Genomic DNA, 15,864 nt, shown 5'->3' on the forward strand with positions numbered 1-15,864 from the left:
AGGTGGTTTCTTGTATTGTGTCCTGTTTTTTGTAGCATTCTTCTGATGCGAGGCACATGAATTGATTGGCTGTCCTTAAATGGTATATTGATAGGAGAAAAGACAAAATTACTGCAAAAACCTGAATAAAAAACAAGAAATATGAATAATCCTGTTTACCATCTACATCTATAAATAAAAAATTTAAAGAAATAACCGAAATAAAACAAGCTGAAGATATCAGTATGAACCTTTCAGTCCCATTCCTTAAAGAAGATATCAAAGAGTCTAAAAACACGCATTTTTTTATTGCTAGATTAAGTAAAAGCACTATGAAACCTATAATATAAATGAATAAGAGAAAGAAGTACATTAAAAAATATGTGATAGTAGACAAGCTTGATATAATCTTAGGAAGATTTGAATATGATGCAACAGTAGAAAAAAATTTAACAAAATAAATTATTGAAAAGATAATCAGCATATAAGAACATACATAAATGCTTATAGAAACACCAGAAAAAGCCTTTGCCAATGCAAAATGGACTTCAGAAATCCCTAAGGCAAATTTTGGTTTTTCATCAACCATAGGTCTAAGGAGAGTTGTAGATAGTTTCCATCCTATATCTTCATCCACATAAAGCTCTCTATTGTATAAACCTTTATCCAATCTTCTTTCGTATAATCCAAGAATAAAAATCATTCCAATCCAGCTTATAAACTCGCCAATGAAAATGGAAATAACTAAAAATGCTATAATGTTTTCATTAAAAAGCTTTAAAGTTCTCTTTATAGACCACTTTAAATCCTGCCATGTAAAGCTGGGATTAAATATTTCATCCTGATTTATGCGTTCAGCACCATTCGTGTCTTGACGATTATGCTTTATTTCTTCATTATTCGTTTGTGTTGACTTAGGATGAATATTTAGGTTATGATAATACCTCTCTGCAACACTAACATTAAAAATAAAAACCAATATAGTTATAAGCCCTACCGCTATGCTTACCAAAATCCTATATAGCTCTATCCTTAGCAAGTTTTCAGACATAACTCCAACTCCCCCACAAGATTACCTTGATTATTATACAACACACTCAACCCTCAACCACAGCACGAACCTTTCCTTCCCCTCCACCAAAGGTAAAACAAGAAGACCATCAACAAAAACAGTGCTAAGTATTCCATATCACACTTCCTATCCTATATGCAAAGAAACCAAAGAGCCAGCCCAAGAGTAGGCTATATGCAAGAAATGTGAGTGCAAAAGCCTTTCCTGCCTCCCTCCACATTACCGCTACAGTTCCAAGACACGAGGTATACAAAAGCAGAAAGACCATAAAAGCCAAAGCGGATGCCGGTGAGATACTTTGTGCTATTAAACTTCTTAGGCTATCGCTTCCTTCTTCCTCTACTTCAAAAGCAGTAGGCACTGGCTTAAAGACATTTACCACAGCCTCCTTTAAGGCATTACCAAAGCCAATAGCTTGCTCCTTTAGAGCCTCAGAAAAAACAAAAGGTTCTTCTTCCTTTTCTACCTCCGCAGTGTATATGGTTCCCATAGAACTTAGCACTATCTCTCTGGCAAGAAAGGCTGGTATAAGAGAGGTTGATATCCTCCAGTCTTCAAGACCTAAAGGTTTAAAGATGGGAGATATGGCTTTCCCTATCTGCCCCGCAATGCTTTCTGAAGGGTTTTTAACACCCGGTGGTAGGTTAAGCAAAAGCCATATGAAAACCGACGCTGCAAATATGAGAGTGCCAGCCCTGTAGAGAAAATCTTTAACATAGACCCATACCACTCTAAAAAGAAGCCTGAGCGTGGGAAGCCTGTAAGGTGGCAATTCCATAACAAAGTGATAGAGAGTTCCTCCGTATAGAGTTTTTCTCAAAAGAAAAGCAGTCAAAAATGCAACGAAAATGCCTAAGAGATAAAGGGAAAATATAATGACCGCAGGGTTTTTGAAAAAGAGCACTGCAAAAAAGGAAAAAACCACAAGCCTTGCAGGACAGCTCATAAAGGGTATCATAGCCATGACGAGAAATTTGTCTCTTCTTGTTTCCAACGCCCTTGTGGCAACTATGGCAGGCACATTACATCCAAAACCAAGAAGCAAAGGAACAAGGCTTTTGCCGTGTAAACCAAGTTTATGCATAAACCTGTCCATAAGAAAAGCAACTCTTGGGAGATAACCCGAAAATTCCATAAGAGCGAGCAGGAAGTATATGACCGCTATAAGAGGAACAAAGGTCAAAACAAAGCCCACACCACCTATAAAGGCTTCTGCAAAAAGTCTCTGAACCCAATCACCAACACCCATAAGGGACAAACCTTCTGAAATAGCAGGAGCAATAAAGCCATTTACAAACCCCTCTACCCATTCCATAAAGGGTGCAGAAAAGTCAAAGGAGAACTTAAAGAGCAAAAACATTAACAAAAAGAATATGGGTATGCCAAAGATAGGGTGCAATAAAACCTTGTCAAGGGAGTCTGTTATATCTCTTGCGGTCAGAGGCTTTCTCTCCACCACTTCCCTATATAGACCATGGGCTTTTGCATACCTTTCGTCCCTAATGACCTCTTGAACCTCTCTACCCATAAGGCTCTTTATGGACTCTCTAAGCTCCCTAAACTTTTCCGAGTTGAGGAGTTTTCTTATAAGCTCCGCCTTGGTTTCGTCTTCCCTCTCTCTTACCTTCTCAAGTATGTCTTCCAGTTCTTTACTGTATCTCAAAGCCTTTGGTTTTTCCTTAAGGTTAAAAACTTCCACTATGTTTGGAAGTAAAGCCTTTACGCCTTCACCAGTCCTTCCGTTGGTTCTTAGCACTCTTACACCAAGCAGTTCAGAAAGCCAGCGGTCGTTGACCTCTATTCCCAATTTCCGAGCTTCGTCTGTCATGTTTAAGACTATAATGAGCGGTATTTCATACTCCAGAAGTTCTACGGTTAAGAGTAGGTCTCTTTCCATATTGGGCGTTTCTATGATATTGAGTATCAAGTCTGGTTTTTCCTGTGTTATGTAGTTATAGGCAACCCATTCATCTTCCGAGATGGGCTCAAGAGTGTATACACCTGGCAGGTCTACAAGGCTTATTTCATAGTCCCAAAACTTTACCTTTCCCTCCCTCTTTTCAACGGTTACTCCGGGCCAATTGCCTACTTTGAGATTTGTCCCCGCAAGGTGGTTAAGGATACTCGTCTTTCCTACGTTGGGATTGCCTGCAAGGGCTACTCTTATGCTTTTCATTGAACTTCTATAGCCTTTGCAAGGTCCCTACTTATCACTATTCTTGAGTTGTCTACCTTGAGGAGTAGGTTTCTTCCCACCTTCTGCAAAAGGGACACCCTTCTACCACTTCTAAGACCCATAGCCTTTACCTTTTCTAAGACTTCCTCCTTACCATTGAGACTAAGGATTATCACTTCCTGTCCAGGCTTTACCTCTTCAAGGTTCATGCCTAACCTCCAAAAGTAATTTGGAAATTAATATACAATCCCAAAATTAAAATGTCAAGAGTATAACTACCCTTTTATAGTCTTGCCTCCTTTATGTTCTTTCTTCTAAATATCCCCCCTTGGACCTCAAAAAAGGCTTTTTGAAGCTCTATGAGTTGTTTTATTCCCTCAAGCCCGAGAGATAACATCTTGTCAAAGTCTTCTCTTGTAAAGGAGTGCTCTTCACCCAAGGCTTGTATTTCAGATATCCTGCCGGAGCCTGTTGCTACTACGTTCATGTCTACTTTTGCGGATGAGTCTTCCTCAAAGTTAAGGTCAAGGAGTATCTGGTTATTTACTATTCCAACGCTCACTGCTGCCACGAAATCCTTTATGGGCGTAGATGTTAAAACTCCCTCGTTATATAGCTTTATAACCGCATCCGCCAAGGCTACAAAAGCTCCAGTTATGGAAGCGGTTCTTGTTCCACCGTCCGCCTGTATTACATCGCAGTCTATCCAAAAAGTTCTCTCACCCACTTTGGTAAGGTCAAGAGCGGTCCTCATGGCACGTCCTATCATTCTCTGTATTTCGTGAGTTCTACCGCCTATCCTACCTTGGACAGACTCTCTTATGTTTCTGGTTTGAGTAGCCCTTGGAAGCATGGAATACTCTGCGGTTATCCAACCTTGCCCTTTACCTTTTAAAAAGGGAGGGACACCCTCCTGGACGGAGACAGTGCATATGACCTTTGTATTCCCAAACTCCACAAGGACAGAACCTTCAGGATGCTTAAGGTAGTCCCTTATTATTCTTATGGGTCTTAGCTCTCCTGGTTTTCTTCCGTCAGACCTCAAACCTTGGCTCCTAAGGCCTTTGCTTTTTCTATAACCTCCTCTATGGTTCCCACCATATAGAATGCCATTTCAGGAAGGTGGTCATACTTGCCAGTGAGTATTTCCTTAAAGCTCCTAATGTTGTCCTCCAGCTTGACATACTTTCCGGGTATACCAGTAAACTGCTCTGCTACGTGGAAGGGTTGTGCCAAGAACCTTTGTATCCTTCTTGCCCTGTTGACTATGGCTTTGTCCTCTTCGGAGAGCTCTTCCATACCCAATATGGCTATTATCTCTTGAAGCTCCTTGTATCTTTGGAGTATCCTTTTAACTTCGGAAGCTACTTGATAGTGCTCTTCTCCTACAAACTCTGGAGCTAAGTATTTAGAGGTGGATTCAAGGGGGTCAACCGCTGGGTATATACCGAGCTCCGCAAGTCTTCTGGCAAGCACTGTAGTGGCATCAAGGTGAGCAAAGACCGAATAGGGTGCTGGGTCTGTTATGTCGTCCGCAGGCACGTAAACCGCTTGTATAGAGGTTAGAGAACCCTTCTTGGTGGAGGTTATTCTCTCTTGGACTTCACCCACGTCCGTGTTTAGTGTGGGCTGATATCCAACCGCAGAGGGTAGTCTTCCGAGCAAGGTGGAAACTTCTGAACCCGCTTGGACAAACCTAAAGATGTTATCTATGAAAACAAGGACGTCTTGACCTTCCACATCTCTGAAGTATTCCGCCATGGTTATGCCTGTTTGCGCAACCCTGAAACGCACGCCTGGTGGCTCGTTCATCTGTCCATAAACCATGACCGTGTAGGGCAGAACGCCAGACTCTTTCATCTCGTGCCAAAGGTCGTTTCCTTCCCTTGTCCTTTCTCCAACGCCTATGACCACAGAGAATCCTTTGTGGAACTTAGCTATGTTGTGAATTAGCTCCTGCATAAGAACCGTTTTTCCAACTCCCGCACCACCAAAGAGACCTACCTTTCCACCCTTCACATATGGCTCAAGGAGGTCTATAACCTTTATACCCGTTTCAAGTATTTCTACCTTTGTGGACTGCTCTTCAAGGGGTGGTGGTTCTCTAAACATGGGCCAGTATTCCTCTGCATTCACTGGTCCCGCTTCGTCTATGGGTTGACCCACTACATTAAATATCCTACCAAGAGTCGCCCTACCCACTGGAACCTTTATAGGACCTCCGAGGTATTCCACCTCTTGACCTCTTACAAGACCATCGGTGGCACCAAGTGCCACACATCTAACCCTGCTCTCTCCTATATGTTGGGCTACTTCAAGATAGAGGTCTTCTTCTGCCCAGTTGCCTCTGTCATCTATGAATTTTCTCCTTGTCTTTAGACCGTGCCTGACAGGTGGAAGGTTTTTCTCTCCAAACTCCACGTCAATGACCGCACCTATGACCTGAACTATTTTTCCCTTCATGTTTTCCTCCTTTATTTCATAGCTTCTACTGCATTCACTATGTCTATTAGTTCGGAAGTTATAGACTCCTGCCTTGCCTTATTGAATATGAGCGTCCATGTTTTTATAAGTTCATCCGCATTTCTTGTGGCGTTATCCATAGCGATCATACGAGCAAAGTGTTCCGCTGCGTTGGATTCAAGCAGGGCTCTGTATATCTGATAGTTGAGATACAGGTCTATTAGCTTGTTTACAAGGACTTCCTTGTCTACTTCAAACTCATAAACTCCGTAATTTTCTTCACCTTCTATCCTCTCAAAGGGTAAGAAGTTTCTCACCACAGGCTTGTAGCTGGCTCTGGTAACCATTTCATTGTTTATGAGATACACCGCATCAGTTTCTTTGTTTGCATAGCGTTCCCTAAGGAGTTCTCCCACTTCTTTCACTATATTGAAGTTTATCTCCTTTCTAAAAACCTCCTCGTATGCTTTTAGTATGTTGAAACTCTTCTTGCCAAAGTATTGTGCACCCTTCCTTCCAATAAGGACAAGGTTAACCCTTATACCCTTATCTTGTTTTTCCCCTATAAGGTCTTCAACCTTTCTTATTAGGTTTGAGTTAAAGGCACCTGCCAGTCCTCTGTCTGCAGTTATAACCACCAGGTCGCAGACCCTTTCTTCTCTTACCTCAAAAAGGGGATGGGTTTGGGGGTCTATGTGAGAAGCTAAGCTCTTTAGCATTTCGTAAAGTCTTTCTGAATAGGGTCTTGAAGCGTATATGAGCTCCTGAGCTTTACGGAGCTTTGCTGCAGAGACCACCTTCATGGCGTTGGTTATTCTACGGGTATTCTTTATACCCTGTATCTTCCTCCTTATGTCTCTGGGTGAAAGTTTTGGCATGTGGATATTATAGCATATCTTTTGTATATTCCATCACATGAAGCATATCCTTATCGCCTCTTCCTGAAAGGTTAAAAAGCACTATGTGGTCTTTTCCAAGCTCTTTAGCTATTTCCATGACCCTTGGAACTGCATGGGCTGGCTCAAGGGCTGGTATTATACCTTCAAGCCTTGAGAGTATCCTAAAGCCTTCAAGAGCTTCCTCGTCGGTGGTGTAGACATACTTGGCTCTACCACTTTTGAAAAGGTATGCATGCTCTGGTCCAACTCCCGGGTAGTCAAGACCTGCGGAGATGGAGTGGGTAGGTTGGATTTGTCCCTCTTCGTCCTGCAAAAAGTAGGATTTCATGCCGTGTAAAACTCCCACAGAGCCACCGTTTATAGAGCTTGCGTGCTTGCCTGTATGCAGTCCAAGACCTCCAGCTTCTACGCCTATTAGTCTTACCTCCTCATGCTCTATAAAGGGATAGAATATACCCATGGCGTTTGAACCACCTCCCACGCAGGCAACCACAGCGTCTGGAAGCCTGCCTTCAAGCTCCAGTATCTGTGCCTTTGCCTCCTCGCCTATTATTTTCTGAAAGTCCCTCACCATCATGGGAAAGGGATGAGGACCCACCACAGAGCCTATAATGTAGTGTGTGGTTTCCACGTTGGTAACCCAGTCCCTTAGGGCTTCGTTTATGGCATCCTTTAGGGTTTTTGAACCGCTCTTTACGATGCGCACTTCCGCACCCAGCAGTCTCATCCTAAAAACATTGAGTTTTTGACGCTCTGCGTCCTCCTCTCCCATATAGACCACGCACTCAAGACCAAGTAAGGCACAGGCGGTTGCAGTAGCCACACCGTGCTGTCCTGCACCCGTTTCTGCGATTATCCTCCTCTTTCCCATTCTCTTAGCAAGCAGAGCCTGTCCGAGTGTGTTGTTTATCTTATGAGCACCAGTATGGAGAAGGTCCTCCCGCTTTATGTATATCTTTGCACCACCCACATAGTCGGTTAGCCTCTTGGCAAAATAGAGGGGTGTGGGTCTTCCTGCAAAGTCTTTAAGGTAGTGGTTTAACTCTTCCCAAAAGGATGGGTCTTCCTTGAGTTTAAGGTAGGCATCAGTTAGCTCCTCGAGGGCATACATGAGGGTTTCTGGCACGAACCTTCCACCGAACTCTTCAAAGTATCCCTTCTCATCTGGAAGGGTGTATATTTCTTGCTTTGTCATATGCCTTCCTCCTTTCTTTTTTAATCTAAGCTCCTTTCGTAGATTTGGTCTATGTGTTTTAAGAAAGACCAAGGGTCTAAGGCTTGCCTTATCTCTTCTTGACTAAGGAAGGCACTGACCTCTTGGTCTTCCATGAGGCTTTTTTCAAAGGCTATACCCTCTTCCCAGCTTCTCATGGCACACCTTTGAACCATATCGTAAGCCTTGTCTCTATGGACTCCCTTTTCCATGAGTTTAACAAGCACCTTTGAAGAGGCAAAAAGACCATGAGAAAGCTCCATGTTTCTTAGCATTCTCTCTGGGTTTACCACAAGACCTTCAAGGATTTCAAGAAAGAGGTTTAGCATATAGTCAAGGGCTATAGTGGAGTCTGGCAGGATTACACGTTCTGCAGAGGAGTGAGATATGTCCCTTTCGTGCCAGAGTGGAATATTCTCAAGAGCTACCAGAAGGTTTGCTCTTATTATGCGTGCAAGACCACACAACCTTTCTGCGTGTATGGGGTTTTTCTTGTGAGGCATGGCGGATGAGCCTCTTTGACCCTTTCCAAAGGGCTCTAAGACCTCAAGCAGTTCGGTTCTCTGGAGATGCCTTATCTCTGTTGCAAACCTCTCAAGGGCACAGGCGGTAGAGGCAAGGGCATACATAACCTGTGCATGCCTATCTCTTGGCACTACCTGAGTGGAAACAGGCTCTACCTTAAGTCCCAGCTCCTCAAGGGCAAGCCTTTCCACCCTTGGGTCAAGGTTAGAGTATGTTCCCACCGCACCAGAGAGCTTACCATAGGATATGTCCTCAAGAGCTTGCAAAAGTCTTTTTTTGTTTCTTTTCATCTCCTCATACCAGCTAAGAAACTTAAGACCAAGGGTTATAGGCTCTGCGTGGACTCCATGCGTCCTTCCCATCATTAGAGTATTCTTATGCTCTATGGCAAGAGACCTAAGCCTTTGTAGCACCTTCTCTAAACCTTCAAGTATCAAACCAAGGGCTTCTCTAATTTGTAAGGCAAGGGCGGTGTCCACCACATCAGAGGAGGTAAGACCCATATGAAAGTAATGAGAATACTCTGGAATCTGCTCGTTTATGGCAGAAACAAAGGCAAGCACATCGTGTTTGTAAACCCTTTCATACTGGTATATCTTCTCCACTACCTTTTCGTCCACAAAGGTTCTCTTTTCTATCTCTTTTAGCGCCTCCTGTGGAATTTTTCCAAGTTTGTGCCACGCCCTACATACCGCAAGCTCCACCTTGAGCCAAAGCTTAAACTTGTTGAGGTCAGACCATATTTGACCCATTTCCCTTCTGGTATACCTCTCAATCATTGCTCTCCTCCTTAAGAATCTCAAAGGTGCTACTGGTTCCTATCCTTTCCACACCAAGCTCCAAAAACCTCAAAACCTGCTCCCTTGTCCTTATCCCACCAGAAGCCTTAACCTTTAATCTACCCCTTACCCAATCCCTTATTAGCCTTATGTCCTCTTCTACCGCTCCCATGGGTGCATATCCCGTGGAAGTTTTCACAAACTCCATACCCGTATCCGCTATGAGTTCAACTATAAACCTTTTCTCCTCTTGGTTAAGGTAGGCGGTCTCAATTATGACCTTCCTTATCACACCTTCTGTATTTCTGGCTATAGCCTTTAGCTCCTCTTCCACATATTTGTGCATACCGCTTTTTAGTGCAGAGATATTTATGACTATGTCCAACTCCCTTGCTCCATCTTCAAGAGCTCTAAGGGCTTGCAGGATTTTTTGTTCCTTTGTATCCAAACCAAAAGGGAAAGAAACCACACAGCAAACCACCAGCCTTTTTTCTGAAAATTCCACCGCCTTTCTTACCCAAAAGGGATTTACACAGACGCAGTAGACACCAAGCTCCATACACTTGTTTATCTCAACCTCAAGGTCCTTAAGGGTATGGTTAGGTCTGAGTATAGAGTGGTCTATAAACTTGGCTATATCCATGAATGGACACCGTAGGTGAGGTCATGGTATACAGAAAGTAGGGCTTTTGCACCTTCTCCTGCTGCGGTTATTATCTGCTTTGCAAAGATGTTAGTGCAGTCTCCCGCAGCGTATATGCCATGCTCCGAGGTTCTGTTGTTGCAATCTATTATTATCTCTCCCCTCTGTGTGGTAAAAACTCCCAAGGATTTTGCCAGCTCAGAATTAGGCTTTAGACCCACCTCTACAAAAACACCTTCCACTTCAACCTCATACACCCTTCCCTTTTGCAAATCTTCTAAAAGCACACTTCTCACATTCTTCCCATCGCCTTTTATTTCCAAAACTCTATGTCTAAGAAGAGGGACAACCTTTGGGTTTGAAAGCACCTTCTCTTTAAGGACCTCATCCGCCTTAAAGTGGTCTCCGAGCTCCACAAGGTATATCTTTCTTGCGTAGTTTGTAAGCTGGTCTACCGCCTCAAAGCCCGAGTTTCCACCACCTACCACAAGCACATCCACATCCTTAAAGAAAGGTGCATCACAAGTATAACAGTAAGAGACCCCTCTCCCTGTGTATTCCCTTTCCCCCGGCACTTCTAACCTTCTGTGTTCCGCACCAGTGCAAAAAAGAAGTCTTTTTGATGCATACTCTTTTCCAGAGAGGGTTTTAAGGAGAAAGCCCTCCTGCAGTCTTTCTATTTCTATTACTTGGTCCAGCACTGGCTCAATCCCAAGCCTATCCATCTGCTCCATCATCTTCTGCACAAGCATCACCCCATCCACCATAGCATATCCCAAGTAATTTTCTATCTCGCCCGCCTTTATTACCTGCCCACCCACATCCTTGGTTATAAGCAAGAAATCCATTTTCTTCCTTTGTGCGTATATGCTGGCGGATATGCCCGCAGGACCACCACCTAAGATAATAAGCTCGTGCATACTTTTATTATAAAACCGCTATAATTTTCCAATGCCTTACGAAGAAAGTCTGCCAGAACCAATCAAACTCGCCCTTGAAAAGCTCATACACATACCCACCTACGGAGAGAGGTCCGCAAGCAGACTTCTTTATAACCTCCTTAAACTCCCCATGGAAAAACGCCTTGAGATAGTCCAAGCTCTACAGTCTGTGGTAGAAAGGATAAGACCCTGCAAAGAGTGTGGTCTTTATACGGACCAAGAGATATGCAAAATATGTTCAGACCCAAAGAGGAGTAAAAAGTTTATATGCGTGGTGGAAGAATCTCAGGATGCCTTTGCCATTGAGAAATTAGAAAGATACTCTGGAGTTTACCATGTTTTGGGTGGTAGAATAGCACCCCTTGAAGGTATATCACCAAAAGACCTCAACATAGACAGCCTCATGGAAAGGATAGAAAGGTATAGACCAAGGGAGGTGATAATTGCCACGAACCCAAACTTAGAAGGTGAAGCAACCGCCAACTATCTTGCAAAACTCATAAAAAAGCAGTTTCCCACCACCAAGATAACTCGTATATCTCACGGTCTACAATTTGGCTCTCTCATAGAACTTGCGGATGAACTATCTTTGGAAAAATCCATAGAAAATAGAAAAGTGCTTTGAAACTCTTCTCTTCTTAGTATGGTCATAGATACTTCTGGTTTAAGTATGCCAAGCCTCCTTGGAATCCCGCTCTCATAATCTTTAGCATGTCCTCTACCCACAAGCACCACTATTTTGTGGTCAGGATACTTATCCAAAAGCCTTGCTATAGCCAGTGCCATACCGTTATCCCATGCGTTCTGCACATCAAAGAACCTCTTCTCGTCCACTTTTGGATGGTTTTTTAAAACCTCTCTTAGCTCCTTTCTTTCCTTCTCTGTTTGAGGTATCACAGGATAAGGCAAGCTCTCATCCCTTACCCTTTCAAGCCCTTTCTCTCTCACTTTTTGCAAAAGCTCTGAGGATACGTTTATAGCCACTATTCTTATACCCTTTTCTTTAGCAAAGTTCCATATGTCCCTATATAGGCTTGGGTCAAAACCCCATCTTCTTCTATAATCGGTTCTTTTAAGCATTTCCTCTTCACTTATTTGACAAGATACATACAAGTCAAGAGCATCCTGAAAGGGTTGTTGAAACATCTCCATGGCTATTATAAACTTGTGATTTTTTGAATTCAAAAGTCTTATAATCTTAAGCTGAAACTGATGGTCTTCTCTGCTTGTGTGTTCCTCCGGCAGGAATATAACTTGGTGGTTGTTGAGGAGGTTTTCTAAATTCTCTTGTGCTTTCGTGATTGATATAAACAATACAAAGAACAAAAATAGAATTTTCATGCTATAATTCTAAAACATGAAAACTTTAAAAAGGAGGAGTAACATGGCAAGAAAACCCAGAAAAAAAGGTGGTGCAAGGTATAAAAGAGTAGTGCTTTCTCTTCCCAAAAGGCTCTACTATGTCCTCAATGGTATAGCCATGGGAGACGAAAGAAAGCTAAACAGACTTATCAAAGGCATCCTTGAGGACAAGCTAATGGAATCCACTGTTGCGGAGCTTGAACTTTATCTTGGAAGGGCTGAGGAGGAAGAGGAGGAAGAGCAAGCTCAAGAACAACAATGATAAGTAAAAGAATAAGGACCCTTGCTCCCTATAAAACGGAAACCACGGGGGCGAGGGTTAGGCTCTCCTCCAACGAGCTGTCCCTCAAACTTCCAGAAGAGGTAAAAAGGTCTATAGGAGAGGTGGTTTCCAAGATACCCCTTAATAGATATCCAGACCCAGAAGCAGGAGAGCTAAAGGAGGTTATAGCCTATCGCTTTGGAGTAAACCCGGAGAATATAGTCTTGGGCAATGGCTCAGACGAGCTTATATACTACCTTTCTATAGCGGTTGGAGAGTATGAAAAAGGTGTTTTTTATCCTGTGCCTACCTTTTCCATGTATGGCATATCCGCACAGGTTCTGGGTAGAGAGAAAATAGAAGTTAGCCTAAATGATGAGTTTGACATAGACTTGCAGAAAAGCCTTGAGCAAATAAGAGATAAAAAACCAATTCTTGCCTACTTTGCCTATCCTAACAACCCCACTGGCAACTGCTTTAGCGAAGACAAGATTAAGACTATAAGAGACGAAGGAGTTTTTGTGGTAGTTGATGAAGCATATTATCACTACTCTGGGAAAACCTTTCTCAAAGAGGCACTTGAGAGAGAAGATACGGTAGTGCTTAGGACTCTTTCAAAGATAGGCATGGCGGGTCTTAGAGTAGGTATTTTGATAGGCAAAGAGGAAGTGGTCAAAGAAATAAACAAGATAAGACTGCCTTTTAATATAACTTATCCCTCTCAAGTTATAGCGGTTTTAATGCTAAGAGATTTTTATCACATCATAGAGGAGGCTATTCAAAGGGTAGTTTCAGAAAGACAAAGGGTCTACGAAGAGATGCTTAAGCTGGAAGGTATAAGGGTCTATCCTTCAGAGGCAAACTTTATCTTTTTTAAAAGTCTTTATTTTTCTGGAGATGAGCTTTATAGGAGGCTTTTGCAGAAGGGAGTGCTTGTTAGGAATTTTTCTTATATGGTAGCCGACTGTCTCAGGGTAAGCATAGGAGAAAGAGAGGAAAACGATGCCTTTTTACAAGCCCTGCATGAGGTTCTTACTACCTATTGACAATTGAGAAATATTTGCATATAATAAGAGAAAACAGGTAAAGGAGGTGTGTCATGAAAAAGATTACCAGATATACGAATATGAAAAGGTTCGTCCACAGAAGGTTCAAGAAATTATCCGACTAAAGAAAAACAGAAGGCTTTTTATAGGACCTTCTTTCTGAGTAAAATATATATTTGATGATACATGTTTATGCCACTTACGGAGGCGTTTTCAAAAAGTTTGAAATTGACCAATTTGGAGAAATAAAGAAAGAATCTGTAGTTTGGCTTGATGTGGAAAAGCCAAGCGACGCAGAGATTGACTGGCTAAGAAGTGCGGTAGGTTTTCATATGCCTCCCAGAGAGGTCTTTGGAGATATTGAAATAAGCAGTAAATACAAGGAAGAGGGAGAAGCTATATACATGAACCTATCCTTTGTAATACAACAAAAGGAAGATATAAGCGTTGAGCCTGTGCTTTTTTTCATAAAAGGAAGATACATGGTAAGTATACGATACAGGGACATACCAAGCATGCTAATTTTCATAAAAAGAATGGAACAAAACCCAATAAACTTTCAATTTCCAGAAGCCATATTTTCACAGATAGTAAATATTGAAGTGGATAGGCTTGGTGATAGGCTTGAGATATTGGGAAGACGTATAAGGAACCTCAGAAAGGAGGTCTTTGTGGAACAATCGGAAGAAATAATAAGAGAGATATCTTACTACGATGAGCTAAATATAACCATAAGGGAAACCATAAATGAAAAACTTAGAATTTTGAGCCATTTTGTGAAAAGTCCAAAGATAAACGCTCAAACAAAGAGGGAGATAAAGATAGTGCTTGATGACTTGCATACGCTCCTTGACTACACGAGCTTTTATATGGATAAGCTGGATAGTATACAAAGCTCTCTTTTGGGACTTATATCCATAAAGCAAAGCGAAGGTGTGAAGATCTTTACGGTGCTTGCAACCATATTCCTGCCTGCAACGCTCATTGCAAGTATTTTTGGTATGAACTTTGAGCATATGCCAGAGCTACATTGGAAATATGGCTACCCTTACTCTTTACTCCTTATGGTTGGTATAACTCTATCACTTATATACTGGGTAAAAAGGAAGGGTTGGCTATGAAGCTGAGCTATAAGAGAGAGGATATTATCCTAGGATTTTTTGTTATATTTTCCATATCTTACCCTTTTATTATCGCACTCCTTATTTTCTTGGAAGATGTGAAAGACAAAAAGCACGAAATTGAGGAACTTAGGGCTTTTTATAGCTTTGTGCTTGGGCTTGAGGAATGCAAAAGGGAACGAGCGGAAGAGCTTATAGAACTTGTTTCGGAAAACCTTTTAAAGGATATGGGAGGGGTGGATGGACTACTCAGAAGCTGTGAATCCTACAGAAGGGCACATCAAGGTGCAAGGGCTGAAGAGAGGGTTATCAAAGAGGGTGAGCTCCTTGTGTCCTTAATAAGGAAAGAAAAGGGAATGACCCAAAGACTGGTTTCTGTAAGGGTCTATTATGAAAAGGGAGATGAGAGCATAAAGATAAAAAGGCTTGAATATGAGAAAGGGAGTTGACATAGGGGGTAGTTTTATAAAGGTTTACTGGGAGGATGGTAGAAGGGAAAAGCATTACATAAGGGACATATCCAAAGATGGGAAACTTTTTTTACAAAGGATAAGGGAGATAGTTTTTGAGGGATATCCTTCCTCTGTGGGAGTTGCGGTTGCAGGCTTTACTTCTTTAGAGGGCGTGGTTTATAAATCTCCTAACATACCAGCTCTTGACGGTGTAAACCTTAAGGAGGTTCTTGAAGGAATTAATGTGAAGGTGGTTAACGATGTTTCTGCGGGGGCTTTTGGAGAGTGGTTTTATGACCATAGGGAAAGCAGGGTTTTGCTATTTGTTGCGGTAGGCACTGGGCTTGGTGCTGGGCTTGTGGTTAATGGAAAGCCTTTTCTGGGAGCGTGCGGAAGTGCCCTTGAGCTGGGGCATCATACCATACTTCTTGGAGGAGAAAGGTGTAGTTGTGGAAGGTTAGGATGCTGGGAGGCTTATTGCTCTTCTTATGGTCTTGAGAGGATATACAAAAACCTCTCGGGAAAGGCTCTCAAGGACTATCAGATAATTCAAAGAGCAAAGGAGGGAGAAAGCCATGCCTTGGAGGCGGTGGCAAGTTTTAAAAGGTTTCTTCTTGTGGGTCTTATGAACGCAGTTCACATACTAAACCCAGATAGGGTGGTGCTTGGTGGTGGTCTCATTGATGCCATGAAGGACCTACTTGGCAACCTTGAGACAGACCTAAAAGACCTATGTGAAAGCCTACCTGCTAAGTGTTTCAGTCTCCATTTTTCTTCTTGTGCGGAGTATTGTATGGCACGTGGGGCTTTAGCTCTTGCACTTATGGACGATATTTAACCTTATGGAGATTAGAAGGATAGAAGGTATTATTCTCTAGCAGGCTATTGAGCAGTCAAAACCTTCTCAAGCACAGAAGACTGGAGAAGAGTT

The 15,864-nt window shown here is 42.4% G+C and carries 17 protein-coding genes; 6 read left to right on the forward strand and 11 right to left on the reverse strand.

All coding sequences use genetic code 11. From position 1 onward, the window contains the following. From WKI49_00005 to WKI49_00050, 10 genes are all read right to left on the reverse strand, one after another. On the reverse strand, positions 1–1,030 hold a 1,030-nt coding region (locus WKI49_00005; protein MEJ7620883.1), incomplete at its 3' end, for a hypothetical protein. A gap of 124 nt (positions 1,031–1,154) precedes the next feature. Further along, on the reverse strand, positions 1,155–3,227 hold the full coding sequence (gene feoB, locus WKI49_00010; protein MEJ7620884.1) for a ferrous iron transport protein B: 2,073 nt from the start codon (positions 3,225–3,227) through the stop codon (positions 1,155–1,157). After that, positions 3,224–3,436 carry a FeoA family protein gene (locus WKI49_00015; GenBank protein ID MEJ7620885.1) on the reverse strand — a complete coding sequence of 71 codons (213 nt, stop codon included), beginning with the start codon at positions 3,434–3,436 and terminating at the stop codon, positions 3,224–3,226. The genes feoB and WKI49_00015 overlap by 4 nt, the downstream gene beginning before the upstream one ends. A gap of 74 nt (positions 3,437–3,510) precedes the next feature. Beyond that, on the reverse strand, positions 3,511–4,272 hold the full coding sequence (rph, locus tag WKI49_00020; GenBank protein ID MEJ7620886.1) for a ribonuclease PH: 762 nt from the start codon (positions 4,270–4,272) through the stop codon (positions 3,511–3,513). Continuing rightward, positions 4,269–5,690 (reverse strand): F0F1 ATP synthase subunit beta, encoded by a 1,422-nt coding sequence (gene atpD, locus WKI49_00025; protein MEJ7620887.1) that lies wholly within the window; start codon positions 5,688–5,690, stop codon positions 4,269–4,271. The genes rph and atpD overlap by 4 nt, the downstream gene beginning before the upstream one ends. Positions 5,691–5,701: 11 nt before the next feature. Continuing rightward, positions 5,702–6,568 (reverse strand): F0F1 ATP synthase subunit gamma, encoded by an 867-nt coding sequence (locus WKI49_00030; protein MEJ7620888.1) that lies wholly within the window; start codon positions 6,566–6,568, stop codon positions 5,702–5,704. A 7-nt stretch (positions 6,569–6,575) separates the two neighbouring features. Then, the gene (gene trpB, locus WKI49_00035) at positions 6,576–7,784 is read right to left on the reverse strand and encodes a tryptophan synthase subunit beta (protein ID MEJ7620889.1); all 1,209 of its coding nucleotides are present in this window, start codon (positions 7,782–7,784) and stop codon (positions 6,576–6,578) included. Positions 7,785–7,804: 20 nt separating this feature from the next. Beyond that, positions 7,805–9,106 carry an adenylosuccinate lyase gene (gene purB / locus WKI49_00040; GenBank protein MEJ7620890.1) on the reverse strand — a complete coding sequence of 434 codons (1,302 nt, stop codon included), beginning with the start codon at positions 9,104–9,106 and terminating at the stop codon, positions 7,805–7,807. Further along, the gene (gene deoC, locus WKI49_00045; protein ID MEJ7620891.1) at positions 9,099–9,749 is read right to left on the reverse strand and encodes a deoxyribose-phosphate aldolase; all 651 of its coding nucleotides are present in this window, start codon (positions 9,747–9,749) and stop codon (positions 9,099–9,101) included. Before deoC ends, purB begins: the two co-directional genes overlap by 8 nt. After that, on the reverse strand, positions 9,740–10,669 hold the full coding sequence (locus WKI49_00050; GenBank protein ID MEJ7620892.1) for an FAD-dependent oxidoreductase: 930 nt from the start codon (positions 10,667–10,669) through the stop codon (positions 9,740–9,742). Before WKI49_00050 ends, deoC begins: the two co-directional genes overlap by 10 nt. 31 nt (positions 10,670–10,700) lie before the next feature. On the opposite strand from WKI49_00050, the gene recR reads away from it, so the two are divergent. Next, positions 10,701–11,315 carry a recombination mediator RecR gene (gene recR, locus WKI49_00055; protein ID MEJ7620893.1) on the forward strand — a complete coding sequence of 205 codons (615 nt, stop codon included), beginning with the start codon at positions 10,701–10,703 and terminating at the stop codon, positions 11,313–11,315. Here recR and WKI49_00060 read toward each other — a convergent pair. Continuing rightward, positions 11,231–12,031, reverse strand: coding sequence for a ChaN family lipoprotein (locus tag WKI49_00060; GenBank protein ID MEJ7620894.1), 801 nt, complete (start codon positions 12,029–12,031; stop codon positions 11,231–11,233). The two genes, recR and WKI49_00060, sit on opposite strands and share 85 nt — an antisense overlap. Before the next feature lie 43 nt (positions 12,032–12,074). On the opposite strand from WKI49_00060, the gene WKI49_00065 reads away from it, so the two are divergent. The 5 genes from WKI49_00065 (at position 12,075) to WKI49_00085 (ending at position 15,771) form a co-directional block, all read left to right on the forward strand. Beyond that, positions 12,075–12,314: a hypothetical protein gene (locus tag WKI49_00065; GenBank protein MEJ7620895.1), complete on the forward strand. Its 240-nt coding sequence runs from the start codon at positions 12,075–12,077 to the stop codon at positions 12,312–12,314. After that, a complete protein-coding gene (hisC, locus tag WKI49_00070) occupies positions 12,311–13,360 on the forward strand; it encodes a histidinol-phosphate transaminase (GenBank protein MEJ7620896.1) in 1,050 nt (349 codons plus the stop codon). The genes WKI49_00065 and hisC overlap by 4 nt, the downstream gene beginning before the upstream one ends. Positions 13,361–13,539: 179 nt before the next feature. Next, entirely contained in the window at positions 13,540–14,481 is a 942-nt protein-coding gene (locus tag WKI49_00075; protein ID MEJ7620897.1) for a CorA family divalent cation transporter, read from the forward strand. Next, positions 14,478–14,930 (forward strand): hypothetical protein, encoded by a 453-nt coding sequence (locus tag WKI49_00080; protein ID MEJ7620898.1) that lies wholly within the window; start codon positions 14,478–14,480, stop codon positions 14,928–14,930. Before WKI49_00075 ends, WKI49_00080 begins: the two co-directional genes overlap by 4 nt. Then, positions 14,914–15,771, forward strand: a complete 858-nt coding sequence (locus tag WKI49_00085; protein MEJ7620899.1) for an ROK family protein — start codon at positions 14,914–14,916, stop codon at positions 15,769–15,771. Before WKI49_00080 ends, WKI49_00085 begins: the two co-directional genes overlap by 17 nt. Positions 15,772–15,864 lie beyond the last annotated feature (93 nt).

It is taken from the genome of Aquificaceae bacterium, assembly GCA_037722135.1.
Taxonomy (GTDB): Bacteria; Aquificota; Aquificia; order Aquificales; family Aquificaceae; genus Pampinifervens; species Pampinifervens sericum.